This window comes from Streptomyces sp. NPDC017246, assembly GCF_044331325.1.
Classification (GTDB): Bacteria; Actinomycetota; Actinomycetes; order Streptomycetales; family Streptomycetaceae; genus Streptomyces.
On record NZ_JBIRMW010000001.1, the window covers coordinates 845124 to 861066 of the forward strand.

18 protein-coding genes are annotated in these 15943 nt (G+C 71.2%); 2 read left to right on the forward strand and 16 right to left on the reverse strand.

Annotated features, from left to right (window positions below; translation table 11 throughout):
• Nucleotides 1-12 precede the first annotated feature (12 nt).
• From ACH4MY_RS03830 to ACH4MY_RS03860, 7 genes are all read right to left on the reverse strand, one after another.
• Nucleotides 13-930 carry a glutamate ABC transporter substrate-binding protein gene (locus tag ACH4MY_RS03830; protein WP_397996995.1) on the reverse strand — a complete coding sequence of 306 codons (918 nt, stop codon included), beginning with the start codon at nucleotides 928-930 and terminating at the stop codon, nucleotides 13-15.
• Nucleotides 931-944: 14 nt separating this feature from the next.
• The gene (locus ACH4MY_RS03835) at nucleotides 945-1691 is read right to left on the reverse strand and encodes an amino acid ABC transporter ATP-binding protein (protein WP_397996997.1); all 747 of its coding nucleotides are present in this window, start codon (nucleotides 1689-1691) and stop codon (nucleotides 945-947) included.
• A gap of 162 nt (nucleotides 1692-1853) precedes the next feature.
• Nucleotides 1854-2297 (reverse strand): DUF6278 family protein, encoded by a 444-nt coding sequence (locus ACH4MY_RS03840; RefSeq protein WP_397997000.1) that lies wholly within the window; start codon nucleotides 2295-2297, stop codon nucleotides 1854-1856.
• Between the two features lie 116 nt (nucleotides 2298-2413).
• Nucleotides 2414-3193, reverse strand: a complete 780-nt coding sequence (locus ACH4MY_RS03845) for an exodeoxyribonuclease III (protein WP_397997002.1) — start codon at nucleotides 3191-3193, stop codon at nucleotides 2414-2416.
• A gap of 62 nt (nucleotides 3194-3255) precedes the next feature.
• Nucleotides 3256-3888, reverse strand: a complete 633-nt coding sequence (locus ACH4MY_RS03850) for an MBL fold metallo-hydrolase (protein WP_397997005.1) — start codon at nucleotides 3886-3888, stop codon at nucleotides 3256-3258.
• A gap of 29 nt (nucleotides 3889-3917) precedes the next feature.
• Complete coding sequence (locus ACH4MY_RS03855; protein ID WP_397997007.1) at nucleotides 3918-5168, reverse strand: alpha/beta fold hydrolase; 1251 nt, start codon at nucleotides 5166-5168, stop codon at nucleotides 3918-3920.
• Between the two features lie 124 nt (nucleotides 5169-5292).
• A complete protein-coding gene (locus ACH4MY_RS03860) occupies nucleotides 5293-5592 on the reverse strand; it encodes a hypothetical protein (RefSeq protein ID WP_397997009.1) in 300 nt (99 codons plus the stop codon).
• 313 nt (nucleotides 5593-5905) lie between these two features.
• Between ACH4MY_RS03860 and ACH4MY_RS03865 the strand changes: the two genes are divergently transcribed.
• On the forward strand, nucleotides 5906-6721 hold the full coding sequence (locus ACH4MY_RS03865) for an NmrA family NAD(P)-binding protein (RefSeq protein WP_397997011.1): 816 nt from the start codon (nucleotides 5906-5908) through the stop codon (nucleotides 6719-6721).
• Between the two features lie 68 nt (nucleotides 6722-6789).
• Here the strand turns inward: ACH4MY_RS03865 and ACH4MY_RS03870 are convergent, their stop codons facing one another.
• From ACH4MY_RS03870 to ACH4MY_RS03880, 3 genes are all read right to left on the reverse strand, one after another.
• A complete protein-coding gene (locus ACH4MY_RS03870) occupies nucleotides 6790-7224 on the reverse strand; it encodes a hypothetical protein (RefSeq protein WP_397997013.1) in 435 nt (144 codons plus the stop codon).
• 97 nt (nucleotides 7225-7321) lie between these two features.
• Nucleotides 7322-7693: a hypothetical protein gene (locus ACH4MY_RS03875; RefSeq protein WP_397997015.1), complete on the reverse strand. Its 372-nt coding sequence runs from the start codon at nucleotides 7691-7693 to the stop codon at nucleotides 7322-7324.
• Nucleotides 7694-8158: 465 nt separating this feature from the next.
• Nucleotides 8159-9649, reverse strand: a complete 1491-nt coding sequence (locus tag ACH4MY_RS03880; RefSeq protein ID WP_397997018.1) for an MFS transporter — start codon at nucleotides 9647-9649, stop codon at nucleotides 8159-8161.
• A 169-nt stretch (nucleotides 9650-9818) separates the two neighbouring features.
• Here ACH4MY_RS03880 and ACH4MY_RS03885 point away from each other — a divergent pair, with 169 nt between their 5' ends.
• Nucleotides 9819-10259 carry a MarR family winged helix-turn-helix transcriptional regulator gene (locus ACH4MY_RS03885; RefSeq protein ID WP_397997021.1) on the forward strand — a complete coding sequence of 147 codons (441 nt, stop codon included), beginning with the start codon at nucleotides 9819-9821 and terminating at the stop codon, nucleotides 10257-10259.
• A 66-nt stretch (nucleotides 10260-10325) separates the two neighbouring features.
• On the opposite strand, the gene ACH4MY_RS03890 is transcribed toward ACH4MY_RS03885, so the two are convergent.
• The 6 genes from ACH4MY_RS03890 to ACH4MY_RS03915 form a co-directional block, all read right to left on the reverse strand.
• On the reverse strand, nucleotides 10326-10904 hold the full coding sequence (locus ACH4MY_RS03890; RefSeq protein WP_397997023.1) for a hypothetical protein: 579 nt from the start codon (nucleotides 10902-10904) through the stop codon (nucleotides 10326-10328).
• Entirely contained in the window at nucleotides 10901-12076 is a 1176-nt protein-coding gene (locus ACH4MY_RS03895; protein WP_397997025.1) for an ROK family glucokinase, read from the reverse strand. Before ACH4MY_RS03895 ends, ACH4MY_RS03890 begins: the two co-directional genes overlap by 4 nt.
• Before the next feature lie 67 nt (nucleotides 12077-12143).
• On the reverse strand, nucleotides 12144-12968 hold the full coding sequence (locus ACH4MY_RS03900; protein WP_397997408.1) for an ATP-binding cassette domain-containing protein: 825 nt from the start codon (nucleotides 12966-12968) through the stop codon (nucleotides 12144-12146).
• Nucleotides 12935-13996 (reverse strand): ABC transporter permease, encoded by a 1062-nt coding sequence (locus tag ACH4MY_RS03905; protein WP_397997028.1) that lies wholly within the window; start codon nucleotides 13994-13996, stop codon nucleotides 12935-12937. Before ACH4MY_RS03905 ends, ACH4MY_RS03900 begins: the two co-directional genes overlap by 34 nt.
• Nucleotides 13993-15012 (reverse strand): sugar ABC transporter substrate-binding protein, encoded by a 1020-nt coding sequence (locus ACH4MY_RS03910; RefSeq protein WP_397997031.1) that lies wholly within the window; start codon nucleotides 15010-15012, stop codon nucleotides 13993-13995. Before ACH4MY_RS03910 ends, ACH4MY_RS03905 begins: the two co-directional genes overlap by 4 nt.
• A gap of 122 nt (nucleotides 15013-15134) precedes the next feature.
• A complete protein-coding gene (locus tag ACH4MY_RS03915) occupies nucleotides 15135-15893 on the reverse strand; it encodes a GntR family transcriptional regulator (RefSeq protein ID WP_397997034.1) in 759 nt (252 codons plus the stop codon).
• Nucleotides 15894-15943 lie beyond the last annotated feature (50 nt).

The following is a 15943-nucleotide window of genomic DNA, read 5'->3' on the forward strand; positions in this document are numbered from 1 at the left end:
AGGTTCCTCCGGTCAGCTCGCCGGGTAGCGGTCGATGGCGGGCGGTGTCGGGGCGGGGACCCCGGAGAGGCCGAGGGTGGCGTCGTAGGCCTTCTTCCAGTCGCCGTTCTTCTCGTGGGCGACGAGGGCGTCGTCGAGCGCGAAGCGCAGGGCGTTGTCGTCGCGCGGGACACCGATGCCGTACGGCTCCTCGGAGAACGGCTTGCCGACGACCTTGAGCTCCTCGGGGACCTTGGCCGCGTAGCCCAGGAGGATCGTGTCGTCGGTGGTGACCGCGTCGACCTGATAGGTCAGCAGGTTGTCCACGCAGGCGGAGTACGTGTCGTAGGCGACGAGTTCGGCCTTCGGGTAGTCCTTCTCGATCCGCTGGTACGGGGTGGAGCCGGCGGCCGAGCAGACGCGCTTGCCCGCCAGGTCCTGGGGCCCCTGGATGTCGTGCTCGTCGGCGCGCACCAGGAGGGACTGGCCCGCCAGGTAGTAGGGCCCGGCGAAGCCGACGAGCTTCTTGCGGTTGTCGTTGATGGTGTACGTGCCGACGTAGTAGTCGATCTGCCCGTTCTGCAGGGCGGTTTCGCGGTTGGCCGAGGCGATCGTGCGGAAGGAGATGCCGGCCGGGTCGAAGCCGAGGGAGGCCGCCATCATCTTGGCGATCTCGATGTCGAAGCCGGAGTAGCGGCCGGTGGCGGGGTCCCGCTCGCCCATGTAGGGCTGGTCCTCCTTGGCTCCGACGACAAGATGCCCGCGCTTCTTCGCCCGTTCCCAGGTGGGAGAGTCGGGCAGGGTGAAGTTCGACTGGACCTGGTAGACGGGGAGTTGGCCGGGCTGCGGACCCTTGACGGGCGGGCTGCCCTCCCGGCCGCAGCCGCCGAGCACCGCCGTCGCGGCGAGCAGCAGGACGAGCGCGGCAGGGGTGCGGTGCGTGCGCTGCATGGTTCCCACCCCGCTCAGTGCTTGAGGATCTTGGAGAGGAAGTCCTTGGCGCGCTCGCTGCGCGGGGCGGTGAAGAAGTCCTCCGGCGCGCGGTCCTCGACGATCTTCCCGTCGGCCATGAAGACGACCCGGTTGGCGGCCGAGCGGGCGAAGCCCATCTCGTGGGTGACGACCACCATCGTCATTCCCTCGTGGGCGAGTTGCTGCATGACCTCCAGGACCTCGTTGATCATCTCGGGGTCGAGGGCCGAGGTCGGCTCGTCGAAGAGGAGCGCCTTGGGGTCCATGGCGAGGGCGCGGGCGATGGCCACGCGCTGCTGCTGGCCGCCGGAGAGCTGGGCCGGGTACTTGTCGGCGTGTGCGGCGAGTCCGACCCGGTCGAGGAGTTCGCGCGAGCGCCGGTCCGCCTCGCCCTTCTTGCGCTTGCGGACCTTGATCTGCGCGAGGGAGACGTTGGCGAGGACGGTCTTGTGCGCGAAGAGGTTGAACGACTGGAAGACCATGCCGACCTCGGCGCGCAGCCGGGCGAGCGCCTTGCCCTCCTCGGGGAGCGGCTGTCCGTCGATGACGATCTCGCCCGACTCGACGCGCTCCAGGCGGTTCATCGCCCGGCAGAGGGTGGACTTCCCGGATCCCGACGGGCCGATGACGACGACGACCTCCCCCCGGCCGACGGTGAGATCGATGGACTGGAGGACGTGCAACGTGCCGTAGTGCTTGTTGACGCCACGCAGTTCGATCAGCGGATCGGCGACGGCCATACGCTGCCCTGCCCCATTTCTCGGCGGTAGTCGGGTCAGCGCAAACTATCCATCAGAAAAGGGACTTCACACCCGACACGCATGAAACAGGAATAAGCCGTATTTACTGCAAAAGGGTGGCGGAGGCGGTGGTACGGAGCCTGCCCGAGGGGGGTGAGGGACTCAGTACTCGGCGGCCTCGGCGTACACCCGGGAGAGCTCCGGGGAGCCCGTCATCGCCCAGTCGAGACCGGCCTCGACGACCTGGATCTCCCGGCCGGAGGCCAGTCGGACCACCGGACCGCCGCCCGGCCACACCTGCCAGCGGGCGCCCGGCACGTTCCGGACGATCACGGTGCCGAGGTAGAGCCCGGCGTCGTTCCCGACCCAGGGCAGCTCCTCCGGATCGTCGCGCCAGCGGGGCGGCAGCTGGTCGAGCTCCTGGAGGGAGCGCGGGGTGTCGTCGAGCGCCACCCCGGACTCCGCGACACGGGCGCGCAGCAGCTCGCACTCGGCGAGCAACGCGGCCACTCCCTCGGGGTCGCGGTCGAAGGCCGCGGCCAGCGGGGAACCGGCCGGTTCGGGCTCATGCCGCTTGCGCCAGTTGTCCAGAAACGGGATGTTCATCCGAACACCCTCGCACCGCCACCTCCCGGTCGACCACCCGGCGCGCGGAGATCGTTTCCGCCGCCGGGGTCGTGACGCGCGCCCGCCACCGGGCCCCGCGCACCCGGCCGGGGGGGCTACACGTCGAGGTCGACGACGACGGGCGCATGGTCCGAGGCGCCCTTGCCCTTGCGCTCCTCGCGGTCCACGAAGCTGTCCGTGACCGCCTCGGCGAAGGGCTTGTTGCCGTAGACCAGGTCGATGCGCATGCCCTTGTTCTTCGGGAAGCAGAGCTGGCGGTAGTCCCAGTACGTGAAGGGGTGGTCGTACTTGAGGGGGCGCGGGACGACATCACCCAGACCGGTCTCCCGGAGGCCGGCGAGCGCGGCCCGCTCCGGCTCCGTCACATGCGTGGCGCCCTCGAAGACGCCGATGTCCCACACGTCGTCGTCGGTCGGCGCGATGTTGTAGTCACCGAGGACCGCGAAGGGACGCTCCCCCGCCGCGTCCTCGGCGACGGCCCCCTTCAGCGCCTCCAGCCAGCGCAGCTTGTACGCGTAGTGCTCGTGGGCGATCTCCCGGCCGTTCGGCACGTACACCGACCAGACGCGGACCGGGCCGCAGGTCGCCGAGATCGCCCGGGGCTCCTCGGCCCCGTCGTACTCCGGGCCGCCGGGCAGACCGGTGACCACGTCCGCGAGGCCGACGCGGGAGACCAGCGCCACGCCGTTCCACCGGCCCGTGGCGTTGACCACGGACTCGTACCCCAGGGCGCGCAGCTCCTCGGTGGGGAACTGCTCGGCGGTGCACTTGGTCTCCTGGATGCACAGCACGTCCGTGCCGCTGCTCTCCAGCCAGGCCAGGAGCCGGGGCAGTCGGGCGGTGATCGAATTGACGTTCCAGGTGGCGATGCGCATGGTCGCAAGCCTACGTGCGGGGTCCGACAATCGGTGCCTCGCCGGGCTGCCGCCCGCCCGGCTCAGAGCTCGGCGGACGCCCCGGGCGCGAGCCGGCCGTGGTCGGTGCCGCCGAGCGCGCCGATCTGGCGGTCGTAGATGGGCCGGGCGAGATCCGTCAGCAGGGCGTCGTGGATGTCGTAGGCCCGCCGCGGCTTGAGCTCGCGGACGTAGTCGATGACCTCGGAGATCTTGTTCCAGGGGGCCATGACGGGGAGCAGCAGCGTGTCCACGGGGTGGTCGGGCACGGTGAGCGCGTCGCCGGGATGGAAGACGGCGCCGTCGACGAGATAGCCGACGTTGGTGACGCGCGGGATGTCCGGGTGGATCACCGCGTGCAGCTCGCCGTGCACCTGGACCTCGAAACCGGCCGCAGTGAAGGTGTCGCCGTGCCCGACGGTGTGGACCCGGCCGGGGAAGGCCGCCGAGAGCTGGTCGGCGACACTGCGCAGCGTCCAGATCTCGGCGGCCGGGTTGGCCTCGAGGGCCGCCCGCAGCCGGCTCTCGTCGAAGTGGTCGGGATGCTCGTGCGTGACGAGCAGGACGTCGGCCCCCACGACCGCGTCCTCCTCGGTGAACATGCCGGGGTCGAGGACGAGCGTCCGCCCGTCCTTCTCGAGACGCACGCAGGCGTGGGACTTCTTCGTCAGCTTCACGGACCCCAGATTACGCCGGGGACACCGTCCTACGCCGGAGGTGTCGTCTCCTCCTCGACGACGCGGGCCACGACGCGCAGCGCGGTCTCGGCGGCGGGGAAGCCGCAGTACACGCCCGCGTGGAGCACGATCTCGCGCAGTTCATCGGCCGACAGACCGTTGCGGAGGGCCGCGCGGGTGTGGTCGGCGAGGGCCTCGCGGTGGCCTCCGGCGATGAGGGCGGTAAGGGTGACGACGCTGCGGGTGCGCCGGTCGAGACCTTCCCGGCTCCAGACCTCGCCCCAGGCGTACCGGGTGACCAGGTCCTGGAAGGCGCCGTCGGCGTCGGCGGCGAGCGCCTGGTCGACATGGGCGTCGCCGAGGACCTCACGGCGCAGCCCGAGCCCCTTCTCGTACGGGTCGGGGCGTCCGGCCTCGGTGGGCTCGGCGGCCGGGACCGGCTCGACCGGGGGCACCGGGGCCGCGGGCAGCGGCGGCACGGTCAGCGAGCCGCTGGTGTCCGGGGCGGTCCCGGCGAAGTGCTCGATGAGCAGGTCGGTGACGGCGGCCGGCTGCTCCACGGGGGCCAGGTGCGAGGCGCCGGGGACGACGGCGAGCCGGGCGTCGGCGATGCCGGCGACCAGCGTGCGGGCCTCGGCGGGGCCGGTGACCTGGTCCTCGGAGCCGACGAGGACGAGGGCCGGGATGCCGATCCGGTCGAGGGCCTCCCGGACGTCGAAGACGGCGAGGGCCTCGCAGGCGGCGATGTAGCAGGCGGGGTCGGTCGTCCGGACCATCTGGACGGCCCAGTCCACGATCGCGGGCTGCGCCCCGGCGAACACCGAGGTGAACCACTGCTCGGGGGCGGTGCGCGCCATCGGCTCCAGGCCGTTGGCGCGGACGATGACACCGCGCTGGCGGAACTCGTCGGCGCTGCCGAACCGCGGCGAGGTGGCGACCATGGCGAGGGAGGCGACCCGGTGGGGCGCGCGCAGGGCCAGGTCGAGACCGACGGCCCCGCCGAGGGAGCAGCCCGCGTACCCGAAGCGCTGGACGCCGATCGCGTCGAGGGTGGCGAGCAGCCGGTCGCCGAGCTCGGCGACGGAGGTGAAGGGCTCGGCGGGGGCGCCGCCGTGCCCGGGAAGGTCGAAACGGACGACCCGCCAGTCCCTGGTGAGCTCGGGTATCTGCCGATCCCACATGTGCCAGGTCGTCCCCAGCGAGGGCCCCAGAACGAGGACCGGAGCGTCCTCTCGCCCGTCGAGCCGGTATTGAAGGGTGTTCGTCGGTGTCTCACTCACCCGCCCGACCCTCTCATCTCTCGCCGCCGCCCGGGTGACCGGGGCCACGGCTGTGCGGGTCGGGCCGGGTGGGAGGGCCTCCCGGGCACGGCCCGGGAGGACGGGGACGGGTTGACGAGGGGGTCTACGCGGACGTGGCGAAGTGGACGACGAGCATGCCGTTCTCGAGGTACGGCTTGGTCACGTACAGCTCGTGCTCCCCGGTGTCCTCGTTACGGGTGGCACCCGCGAACACCTTCTCCCCGAGGAAGGCCGCGTTCGTCATGATGCTCTTGGCGATGACACCGAGACAGCCCTCCACGCCCGTCTCACCGGAGATCTCCGCCGAGAAGTCGACCGCGAGGGTGGGCTCCTTGAGCACGAGACAGATGTCGACGGTCGTACGCGCCGGGATCGAGAGGTCCGCCGGGAAGCGGACCCGCATGACCGGACCGCCTCTTGGCTTCCGCGACACGGCTGACGCCGCCGGTGTCGCGGACGTCGGGTGCTGCCGAGAGTCAACCGCTCCGCCGGGACCGTGCCGGGGCACCAGGACGGCCGGTGCACTCGAACGGGGCGGCAGAAACGAGAAAGCGACGTCTGTTCGGTCGGTGGCACTTCCGGGTGGCAGTGCGCCGGGGCGCACGCTCCGGTGGTTCTCCGGCGGATCGCCCATGCGGACGCTACCTGTCCGCATGGGGTGTCAACGTGGGTTCGTGGCCGGGGAGACCGGCCACGAACGATGCGGGGAGACGGGCATGACGATTCTGGTGGCGGGCGCGACCGGCACGGTCGGGCGACAGGTCGTGGCGGCGCTGCGGGAGGCCGGTGCGCCGGTGCGGGCGCTGACCCGGCGGCCCGGGGCGGCGACGTTCGGTCCCGGAGTGGAGGTCGTCGGGGGTGACCTCACCGACGCGTCGTCCTTGGAGTCCGCGCTGCGCGGCGTGAGCGCCGTACACCTGATCAACTTCGGGGGCGACGGCTACGCACCGCTGCAGAACGGCGGGGAGCTGTCGGCGACGATCGAGGCCGCGGGAGTCCGCCGGGTCACGATGCTGGCCGGCTGGTCGGAGTCGACGCTGGAGCCGGCCGTACGGGCGTCGGGCCTCGCGTGGACCCTGGTGGCGCCGACCGAGATCATGGCCAACGCCCTGGAGTGGGCGGACGAGGTGCGCGCCGGGCGGATCGAGCGGCCGTACGGGGACTCACGTACCGCGATGGTGCACGAGGGGGACATCGGCGCGGTGGCCGCGACCGCGCTGCTGAACGAGGGGCACGCGGGCGCGGAGTACCTGCTGACCGGTCCCGAGCGGATCTCGCTGCGCGAGAAGATCGCCGCACTGGGCACCGCGGCCGGGCGGCAGGTGGAGTTCGCGGAGCTGACACCGGACGAGGCGCGGGCGGCGATGCGGAAGCAGGGCGTGCCGGAGCACATGATCGACTTCCAGCTGGAGGTGTTCGCCGACCCGCCGGCCGCGTACAACACCCCGAACGGGGTGGTCGAGAAGGTGACGGGACGCCCGGCGCGCACGTTCGCGCAGTGGGCCCGGGAGAACGCGGCCACGTTCCGCTGAGCTCGCACGGGCCGTCCGCCGGTTCGTGTCCGTCCCCGGTGGCGAGCACTCGGGACGGACACGGGCGGTCACTCCGCGCGGCTCTTCCGGAAGGACGTGTCGTCCGTGGCCAGCGCCCAGATCACGAGGATCGAGACGGCCATCGAGAAGAGTGCCCACGCGGGGTGGTAGGGCAGGAAGAGGAACTGGGCGACGGCGTTCAGGGAGGCCAGCGTGATGCCGCCCATCCGCCCCCACTCGGAGCCCTTGAGGATCCCGGCGCCGGCGAGGCCGACGAGGATGCCGAGGACGACGTGGGTCCAGCCCCAGGCGGTCAGGTTGAACTTGTAGACGTAGTCGCCGACGCGGGCGTAGACGTCGTCCTCGGCGATGGCGGCGATGCCCTGGAGGACGTCCAGGACGCCGATGACCACCATGAGGACACCGGCGAGCAGGGTTCCGCCGGAGACCCCTGTGCCGCCGGAAGTGGCGCGGGGCGGGCGGGGTGCGGTGTTCTGGCTCATGGGCTCATCGTCCGGCCGTCGGTCCGGGAGCGATCGTTCTGCTGCTCCGAACGAGCGAGCGGGCGCGGAGCCCCCTCGCGCGGTCGGGCTCCGGACGCTATCCCGCGGACAGGACGTCGCCGTCGCCGGGTGCCGGTGCGCCCGGGCCGGGAGGCTTCGCGTCCCGCTGGTCCTCCAGCCGGCCCAGGCGTGCCGTGTGGAAGCCCGGCTGCATGCGGTTCTGGACGTGGGCGGTGTCCATCAAGTGGCGGATCCGCCGTTGCACCGTCCGCAGGGAGGCGCGCAGTTGGGTGGCGATCGCCTGGTCGGTGAGGCCGGTCACCAACAGGCTGAGGATATGTGCGCTCAGATCGTCGACGACCGGTGCGTTCCCGGGCCGCGCCGCGGGCTCGATCTCACGGACGACCGGTCGCCGGTCCTTGCTGACAGCGAGGTGCACCTTGTCGCCGGTCACCAGCGTCAGGGGCACGTTCGCCCGGGTTCCGTCGGCGGCCCGGAGGAGGTCGTCGCGGACCGAATCGGGCAGGGTGAGGCGGAGGGAGGTGGGGGAAGCCGGATTCGCCGCGAAAAGAGAACGGTGGATGCATGAGCGTCTCCTACTCGTCGCGAGAAATAAGTACTTGCCGCATTCGGCATTCACTTTCCGGCTCTGCGCGGAGCGGGGCAACGGGCTGACCGTGGCGGATCGCCTTCATGTCACAAACGCGCCAACGCAGTTGGCGGGAGAGTCGACGGAGGAGCGCCACACCGAGTGTGGACTTATGAAATCCCGCATTCTTCCGGCCCTTTCAAGGCCGTCACCGATTCCGGTCATTCGAAGAAGGAGCAGCGTATTCGATTGCCGGTAAAAGGGATTCGCCTTCGCGTGCCGATATCGCACGAAGCCCCACCGGAGCTCATGTTGCCCGGCGGGGCTTCGTCGTCCGGCAGGTCCCTAGCCGGCGGTCACCTTCTCCGGGACGGCCGCGGCGGGGGCCGGGGCCGGCGTCGTGGACGCGGCCGGGCGGGTGCGCAGGCCCAGGCCCGCGATCGCCGCCACGAGGGCGAAGGCCGTGGCCCCGATCCAGAAGGTGAGGGTGAATCCGGACTCGGCCGGGAGCGGCGGGACTCCGGCGGGGAGGTGCTCCAGGGTCTGCGAGGCGAGGATCGTGGTGACGACCGCGCTGCCGATCGCGCTGCCCGTGGAGCGGGAGATGGAGTTGATGCCGTTGGCGATGCCGCTCTGGTGGTGCGGGACGCTCGCCATGATGACGGCCGGCATGGCCGCGTAACCGAAGCTGACGGCCGCGCCGACGACGATGCCCGCGCCGATCACGGACGCCGTGTGGCCGTGGTCGAGGCCGAGCCAGGCGAAGCCCACGGCGCCGAGGCCGGCGGCCAGGGCGAGGGCAGTACGGGGGCCGCGGTGACGGACCAGCTGGCCGCCGATCGGGGAGGCGAGCAGCGAGACGATGGCGCCGGGCAGCAGGAACTGCACGGAGGCGCGGAGGATGGACGCGTCGAAGCCGTAGCCGGTGAGGGCCTCGGGCATCTGGACGAGGTAGGAGACGCCCAGGAAGTTCGCGAACATGCCGAAGCCGACGAGGATGCCGGCCAGGTTGGCCATGAGGACCGGCCGGTGCACGAACATCTTCATGTCGACGAGGGGTTCGCGGACCTTGAGCTCGGTGAGGACCCAGACCACCGTCATGACGGCCGCCGCCGCGAAGCTGCCGAGCGTGCGGGCCGAGGTCCAGCCCCACTCGTGGCCCTGCGAGATGGGCAGCAGGAGCAGCAGCAGGGTGAGGCCGAGGGTCAGCGCGCCGAGGAAGTCGGTGCGGCCGCCGGTCTTGTGGCGGGTCGCGGGGACGAGGAGGACGACCGCGAGCAGGGCGAGCGCGGCGAAGCCGGTCGCCATCCAGAAGGCGCTGCGGTAGTCGGCGTCGGAGCCGGAGGTGAGCAGGCCGGTCGCGACGAGCGCGAGGCCGCTGCCGAAGGCGAGGGTGCCGCTGACCAGCGACATCGCGCCGGGCAGTCGCTGCGGCCGGACCTCCTCGCGCAGGACGGACAGGGCGAGCGGGAAGATCGCGGTGGCGGCGCCCTGGAGGACGCGGCCGAGGATCAGCAGGGGCAGCGAGGTCGCGAGGGCGGCGACCACGGAGCCGGCGACCATGACGCCGAGCACGGCGACGAGGGTGGGCTTCTTGCCGTGCTGGTCGCCGAACCGGCCGAGCAGCGGGGTGAAGACGGCCGCGGAGAGCAGCGTCGCGGTGGTCACCCAGCTCACGTTGGCGGTCGAGGTGCCGAGGTCGGAGCGGATGAGGCCGAGGATCGGGACGGGCAGGGTCTGCATCATCGACACGACCATGGCGGCCAGGCTCAGGGCGAAGACGATGCGCGTCTCGCGCCGGGGATCGGCGGTGGTCGGCGCGGGGGTGTGGCTCATGGCAGGGCAGGCCTTTTCAGTGCTTCGGCAACGTCGGCGCTTCGGAGCGTCACTGCTTCAGATCGTCGATGTTTGATGTCATCAAGTACTTCGCCGACGGTAGACCCGGATGCTTGAGGTGGTCAAGTAAACAATTGATAATGTCAAGTGTTCTGAGTACGCTCGACCCATGAGCGCGACGACTTCCCAGACCCCCACCAAGCTCCAGCTGCTGGAGCTCCTCGCCGCCATCGGCACGGCGCAGTGGCGCGACTTCGCGGCCGCCGCGGCCCACCACGGTCTGACCTCCACCCAGGCGAAGGTCCTCGCTCAGCTCAACGGCCCCCTGCCGATGCGCGCCCTCGCCACCCTGCTGGTGTGCGACGCGTCCAACGTCACCGGCATCGTCGACCGCCTGGAGGCCCGCTCCCTGGTCCGCCGCGAGCCCGACCCCTCCGACCGCCGCGTCAAGAACGTCGTGGCGACCGACGAGGGCCGGGACATCATCCGTCGCGTCCGCGAGGAGATGCAGGCCACCAGCGGAGCCCTCGACACCCTCGACGCGGACGAGAGCGCGACCCTCTACACCCTGCTCGCCCGGCTGCGCCCGGGCATGGAGAAGAGCGCCTGACCGGCAGGGGCCGGTCGGCGCTCGATCGCTCGGTCGCCCGCTCCGTCGGAGGCAGGACGCCGCGGGTCAGGGGCTCGTCGCCGACACCGCGTACACCCGGGGGAACGCCGGGTCGGTGAGATCGACCGTGAGGTCCGTCGTCGGGCGCGGCTCCTCGCGCCTCACCGTCGTGCCCGCCCAGGTCATCCCGTCGGCGAAGGTCCAGCCGGCGATGTCGGCATCGCGCTCGCCGACGGTGATCCGGCCCGGAGTGAGGGCCGAACGGCCGGTGCCGGACTCCGCCAGGAAGGCGTCGAGGCCGGTGGCGGTCGTCGTGAACTGCACGTACAGCCGGCTCGTCTTCCAGTTGCTGGTCTCGTAGTACGCCACGTCCCAGGCGCCGCCGGGGATCGGGACCTCGAAGACCCGGCGCTTCATGAGCGAGGGCAGGTTGTCCTGGAGGCCGGCCGCCGAGGACTCGCGTTCCTTGTCGCGGCCGCTGTCGCGGCTCTGGCCGGCGGAGATGACGAGATAGCCGGCCGGGATCCCCACGAGCAGGACGATGATGATCGCCGTCAGCCAGCGGCGGCGGATCATGTGCCGCCGGTCCTCGGGCAGCTTGTCCTGCGGGGGGCGCGGAGGGGCGGACTGGTGGGGCACGGTCATGAAGGCGGATCCTCGGGGGTACGGGCGGCCCGGCCCGAGGTCCCGTTGCGCAGGGCCTGGGCGTAGCGCTCGTACCGTTCGTACCGCTCCACCCGGCGCCGGTTGGCGCGGCGGAAGCGGCGGGCGACGAGCCGGGCGAGATCGGCGGCGCCGACCATCCCGGCCTCGGGGCCGAGCTGGGCGCGGGTGATGCGGGCCTCGGGACGGTAGCCGCGGCCGGTGAGGTGGCGGCGGAAGGAGTCCCTCGCGGGGCCGATGAGCAGGTCGTCGGCGGCCGAGACACCACCGCCGATGACGAAGCAGGAGGGGTCGAGGGCGGCGGCGAGGTTGGCGATGCCGACGCCTAGCCACTGGCCGATGTCCTGGAGCAGCTCCACGCACATGGCGTCGCCCTCGCGGGCGAGCTCGGTGATGAGCGGTCCGGTGATCTCGGGGACGTTCCCCTTGACCCGTTCGATGAGCCCGTACGCGACCGGGGAGTCCGCGGCGGCCAGCTCGCGGGCCTCGCGGACCAGCGCGTTCCCGGAGCTGTACTGCTCCCAGCAGCCGCGGTTGCCGCAGGGGCAGCGGTGTCCGCCGGGGACGACCTGCATATGGCCGAACTCGCCGGCCACCCCGTACCTGCCGCGCTTGACCTGGCCGCCCTCCAGGATGGCGCCGCCGATGCCGGTGCCGAGGGTGATCATGACCAGGTGGTCCTCGCCGCGTCCGGCGCCGAAGCGCCATTCGGCCCAGGCGGCGGTGTTGGCGTCGTTGTCGACCATGACGGGGACGGCGAGGCGGCCCTGGAGGGCGTCACGGAGGGGCTCGTTGCGCCAGGCGAGGTGCGGGGCGAAGAGCACGGTCGCACGCTCGGCGTCGACCCAGCCGGCCGCGCCGATGCCGACGGCGTGCACATCGTGCCGGTCGGAGAGGTCCAGGACCAGCTCGACGATGGTGTCCTCGACGACCTTGGGGCTCTTGGACTTGTCGGGGGTCTCCGTGCGGAGCTTCTCCAGGATGTTGCCGTCGGCGTCGACGACTCCGGCCATCACCTTCGTACCGCCGATGTCGATGCCGACGGTCGGCACCCGGGGCGCCGTCAGGTGGGAGCGCCGCTCCCGGGTGCCGACGGTCCGCAGCACGGTGCCGCGGGCGGAGCCCCGGTGCGCGAGGTCACGGTAGGTACTCATCGGCTCCGATTCTGCCAGGTGCGGTGTGAAGGGGCCGTTACATCGTGGCCGGGGCCGGGGCCGCCGGCTACGACGTGGAGGGCCGCTCCAGTTCGTAGCGGAGGTCCTCCAGCTCGGTGCCGCCGGCCATCTGCCGGGTCAACTCGTCGAGTGTCACGGAGCCCTTGGTGTGGCTGCCGGCCATCACTCCGCGCTTGAGGAGCACGAAGCGGTCGCCGACGAGATAGGCGTGGTGCGGGTTGTGGGTGATGAGGACCACGCCGAGACCCTGGTCCCGGGCGGCGGCCACGTACTTCAGGACGACGCCGGACTGCTTGACGCCGAGCGCGGCGGTCGGCTCGTCGAGGACGAGGACCTTGGCGCCGAAGTGGACCGCGCGGGCGATGGCCACGCACTGGCGCTCGCCGCCGGAGAGGGTGCCGATCGGCTGGTCGACGTCGCGCAGGTCGATGCCCATGCGGAGCAGCGCCTCCCGCGTGGTGTCCCGCATCAGACCGACGTCGAGCCGCTTGAAGGGGCCGGAGCCCCTGGTGGGCTCGGAGCCGAGGAAGAAGTTCCGCCAGACCGGCATCAGGGGGACCACGGCGAGGTCCTGGTAGACGGTGGCGATGCCCCGGTCGAGGGCGTCGCGCGGGTTGGCGAGGGTGACCTCCTCGCCCTCGATGCGGAAGGTGCCGGCGTCGTGCTTGTGGAGCCCGGCGACGATCTTGATGAGAGTGGACTTGCCCGCGCCGTTGTCGCCGAGGACGCAGGAGATCTCGCCGGAGCGGACCTCCAGGGAGACCCCTTCGAGGGCGCGGATGTTGCCGTAGTACTTGCTGACGTCGTCGAGCTCGACCAGCGGCGCGGTCCCGTTCGTCACTTGGTGGCCTCCACGCGCTTGCGGATCCAGGCGTTCAGCAGGGTCGCCAGGAGGAGCATCGCTCCCAGGAAGAACTTGAACCAGTCCGGGTTCCACTCGGCGTACACGATGCCCTTGCTGGTCATGCCGAAGATGAGGGCGCCGACCGCCGAGCCGATGGCGGAGCCGTATCCGCCGGTGATCAGACAGCCGCCGATGACGGCCGCGATGATGTAGATCAGCTCGTTCCCGACGCCTTCGCCCGACTGGACGACGTCGAAGGAGAAGAGCAGGTGCTGGCCGGAGATCCAGGCGCAGAACGCCACCGCCATGTAGAGGCCGATCTTCGTCCGGTAGACGGGGACGCCGACCGCGCGGGCCGCGTCGGCGCCGCCGCCGACCGCGAAGATCCAGTTGCCGAAGCGGGTGCGGAGCAGGATCCAGGTGGCCAGCGCGACCAGGCCGAACCACCACAGGATGGTGACCTTGAACTCGACGCCGCCGATGGTCAGCTGCGAGGCGAAGAGCTTGCGGGCGGAGGAGAAGCCCTCCATGTCGGCGATGGTCTTGGTGGAGACGGTGCCGCTGATCAGCTTGGTGAGGCCCAGGTTCAGACCGGTCAGCATGAGGAAGGTGCCGAGCGTGATGATGAAGCTGGGCAGCTTGGTACGGGTCAGCATGAAGCCGTTGAAGACGCCGATCGCCAGGGTGACGAGCAGCGAGACACCGACGCCGACCCAGACGTTCGCCGTCATCTGGTAGCTGAACATCGAGGAGATCAGGGCCGAGCTGGTGACCATGACACCGGCGGACAGGTCGAACTCGCCGCCGATCATCAGCAGCGCGACGGGGACCGCCATGATGCCGATGGTGGAGGCCGCGTAGAGCACGGTCCCGAGGCTGGAGGGCTTCAGGAAGCTGTCGGCGACCACCGAGAAGAAGACGAAGACGGCGATCGCGCCGACGACCGAGCCGAGCTCGGGCCGGGCGAGGAGCTTCTTGAGCGGGGTGGTGCGCAGGAGCCGCTCGTCGACGTGGTCGATGCCCGACGGCCCGGACGCCGGTGCGGTGGAGCTCATCGGGTGCCACGCTCCGCGTACTCGACGAGCTTCGCGGCGTCGTCCTTGGTGATGATCTGCGGGCCGGTGAGGACCGGCTTGCCGCCGCCGAGGACATTGGCGTTGTAGCGGTACAGCCAGATCAGGTCGACGGCCTCGTAGCCCTGGAGGTAGGGCTGCTGGTCGACGGCGAAGCCGAGGGTGCCGGCCCGGAGGGCGGCCGCGACCTTGGCGTTGAGGTCGAAGGTGTCGATCTCGGCCTTGCTCCCGGCGCTCCTGGCGGCCTGGACGGCGGCGTCGGCGAAGGGCGCGCCAAGGGTGACGACGGCGTCCACGTCCTTGTCGGACTGGAGCTTGGCCTCGATGGACGCCTTGACGTCGGGCATGTTGGTGCCGTCGACGTAGAGGTTGACCAGCTCGCCGCCGAAGGTCTTCTTCGTACCGGCGCAGCGCTGCTCGTGGCCGACGTTGCCCTGCTCGTGCAGGACGCAGAGCGCCTTCTTCTTGCCGCGCTTGTCGAGCTCCTCGCCGACGGCCTCACCGGCGACGGTCTCGTCCTGGCCGATGTGGGTGAGCGCCCCGTAGGCCTTGGACTGCTCGGCGCCCGAGTTCACGGTGATCACCGGGATGCCCGCCTTGACGGCCTTCTCGACGGCGGCCTTCATGGCGTCGGGCTTGGCGAGGGTGACGATCAGTCCGTCGACGCCCTTGGCGACGTACGAGTCGATCAGCTGCGCCTGCTGCTGCGCCTCGTCGCTGTGGGCGTAGAGGAAGTTGATGTTGTCCTTGACGGCGGCCTGCTTGGCGCCCTTCTGGACGATGTCCCAGAAGGTGTCGCCGTCACCCGAGTGGGTCACCATGGCGACGGTCCAGCGGGGGGTGTCGACGGCCGCCCTGCCCTGGGCCTCGGCGGCCTTGCGGGCGTCCTCCGCCCGCTTTCCGCCGGTGCTGCTACACCCGGCGAGCGCCGCTGTGAGCGCGAGCGCGAGCACGGCGCCGACTGCGGCGCGTACCCCTCCTGTCCGAAGCCTGGTCACGAGGCCGTGCCCTCCTTTGTGTCCTTCTGCGTGCATTGCAGTCGTGCATTGCAGTATCGGTCATGCGGGTCGTGGCGCTTGTCAGGGGGCGGGTGTCCGGCCGCTTCGCCGGTGTGCACCGGCTACGGACGGACCATCAGCTGGAAGTCGAAGGAGTAGCGGGCGGCCCGGTAGAGGTGGGAGCCGTACTCGACGGCGCGGCCGGTGTCGTCGAAGGTGACGCGCTCCATCGTCAGCAGCGGGGCGCCCTCCCGCTCGTCGAGCAGTGCCGCCTCGGCGGCGGTCGCGGCGCGGGCGCCGACAGCCTGACGGGCGCTGTGCAGGGTGAGCGCTGCGGAGCGGAGCATCCGGTAGAGGCCGGTGGTCTCCAGGCGCTCGGTGTCGGGGTCCACGAGTCCGGCCGGCAGGTGGTTGCGCAGGTACGCGATGGGCTCCCCGTGCGCGGTACGGAGCCGTTCGAGGTAGAGGACCTCGCTTCCCTCGGGTACGGCGAGGGCGGCGGCGACGGGTCCGGTGGCGGCTTCGAGGCGGTTGACCAGGACTCGGGTGGCGGGGAGCTGCCCGGCCGCGTCCAGGTCGTCGTAGAGGCTGCTCAGTTCCAGCGGCCGGCGGACCGTGGAGTGCACCACCTGGGTGCCGACGCCCCGGCGACGGACCAGGAGGCCCTTGTCGACGAGGGTCTGGATGGCCTGGCGGACGGTGGGCCGGGAGAGGCCGAGACGGGTGGCGAGGTCGATCTCGTTGCCGAGGAGGGTGCCCGGGGTCAGCGTCCCCTTCTCCACGGCGCTCTCCAGCTGCTGGGCCAGCTGGTAGTAGAGCGGGACCGGGCTGGTGCGGTCCACGGAGAGCGGGGGCAGGCAGGAGCCGGACTGCTTGGACACGGGGGGAGCGTAGCCCGGTGCGCTGATGACGGGAAGTCGTGACGTCCGGT

Coding starts and splice junctions, on each gene's coding strand:
- ACH4MY_RS03830 (WP_397996995.1), bottom strand. CDS start 930: ATGCAGCGCACGCACCGCACCCCTGCCGCGCTCGTCCTGCTGCTCGCC.
- ACH4MY_RS03835 (WP_397996997.1), bottom strand. CDS start 1,691: ATGGCCGTCGCCGATCCGCTGATCGAACTGCGTGGCGTCAACAAGCAC.
- ACH4MY_RS03840 (WP_397997000.1), bottom strand. CDS start 2,297: ATGAACATCCCGTTTCTGGACAACTGGCGCAAGCGGCATGAGCCCGAA.
- ACH4MY_RS03845 (WP_397997002.1), bottom strand. CDS start 3,193: ATGCGCATCGCCACCTGGAACGTCAATTCGATCACCGCCCGACTGCCC.
- ACH4MY_RS03860 (WP_397997009.1), bottom strand. CDS start 5,592: ATGCGGGTCCGCTTCCCGGCGGACCTCTCGATCCCGGCGCGTACGACC.
- ACH4MY_RS03865 (WP_397997011.1), top strand. CDS start 5,906: ATGACGATTCTGGTGGCGGGCGCGACCGGCACGGTCGGGCGACAGGTC.
- ACH4MY_RS03870 (WP_397997013.1), bottom strand. CDS start 7,224: ATGAGCCAGAACACCGCACCCCGCCCGCCCCGCGCCACTTCCGGCGGC.
- ACH4MY_RS03880 (WP_397997018.1), bottom strand. CDS start 9,649: ATGAGCCACACCCCCGCGCCGACCACCGCCGATCCCCGGCGCGAGACG.
- ACH4MY_RS03885 (WP_397997021.1), top strand. CDS start 9,819: ATGAGCGCGACGACTTCCCAGACCCCCACCAAGCTCCAGCTGCTGGAG.
- ACH4MY_RS03890 (WP_397997023.1), bottom strand. CDS start 10,904: ATGACCGTGCCCCACCAGTCCGCCCCTCCGCGCCCCCCGCAGGACAAG.
- ACH4MY_RS03895 (WP_397997025.1), bottom strand. CDS start 12,076: ATGAGTACCTACCGTGACCTCGCGCACCGGGGCTCCGCCCGCGGCACC.
- ACH4MY_RS03905 (WP_397997028.1), bottom strand. CDS start 13,996: ATGAGCTCCACCGCACCGGCGTCCGGGCCGTCGGGCATCGACCACGTC.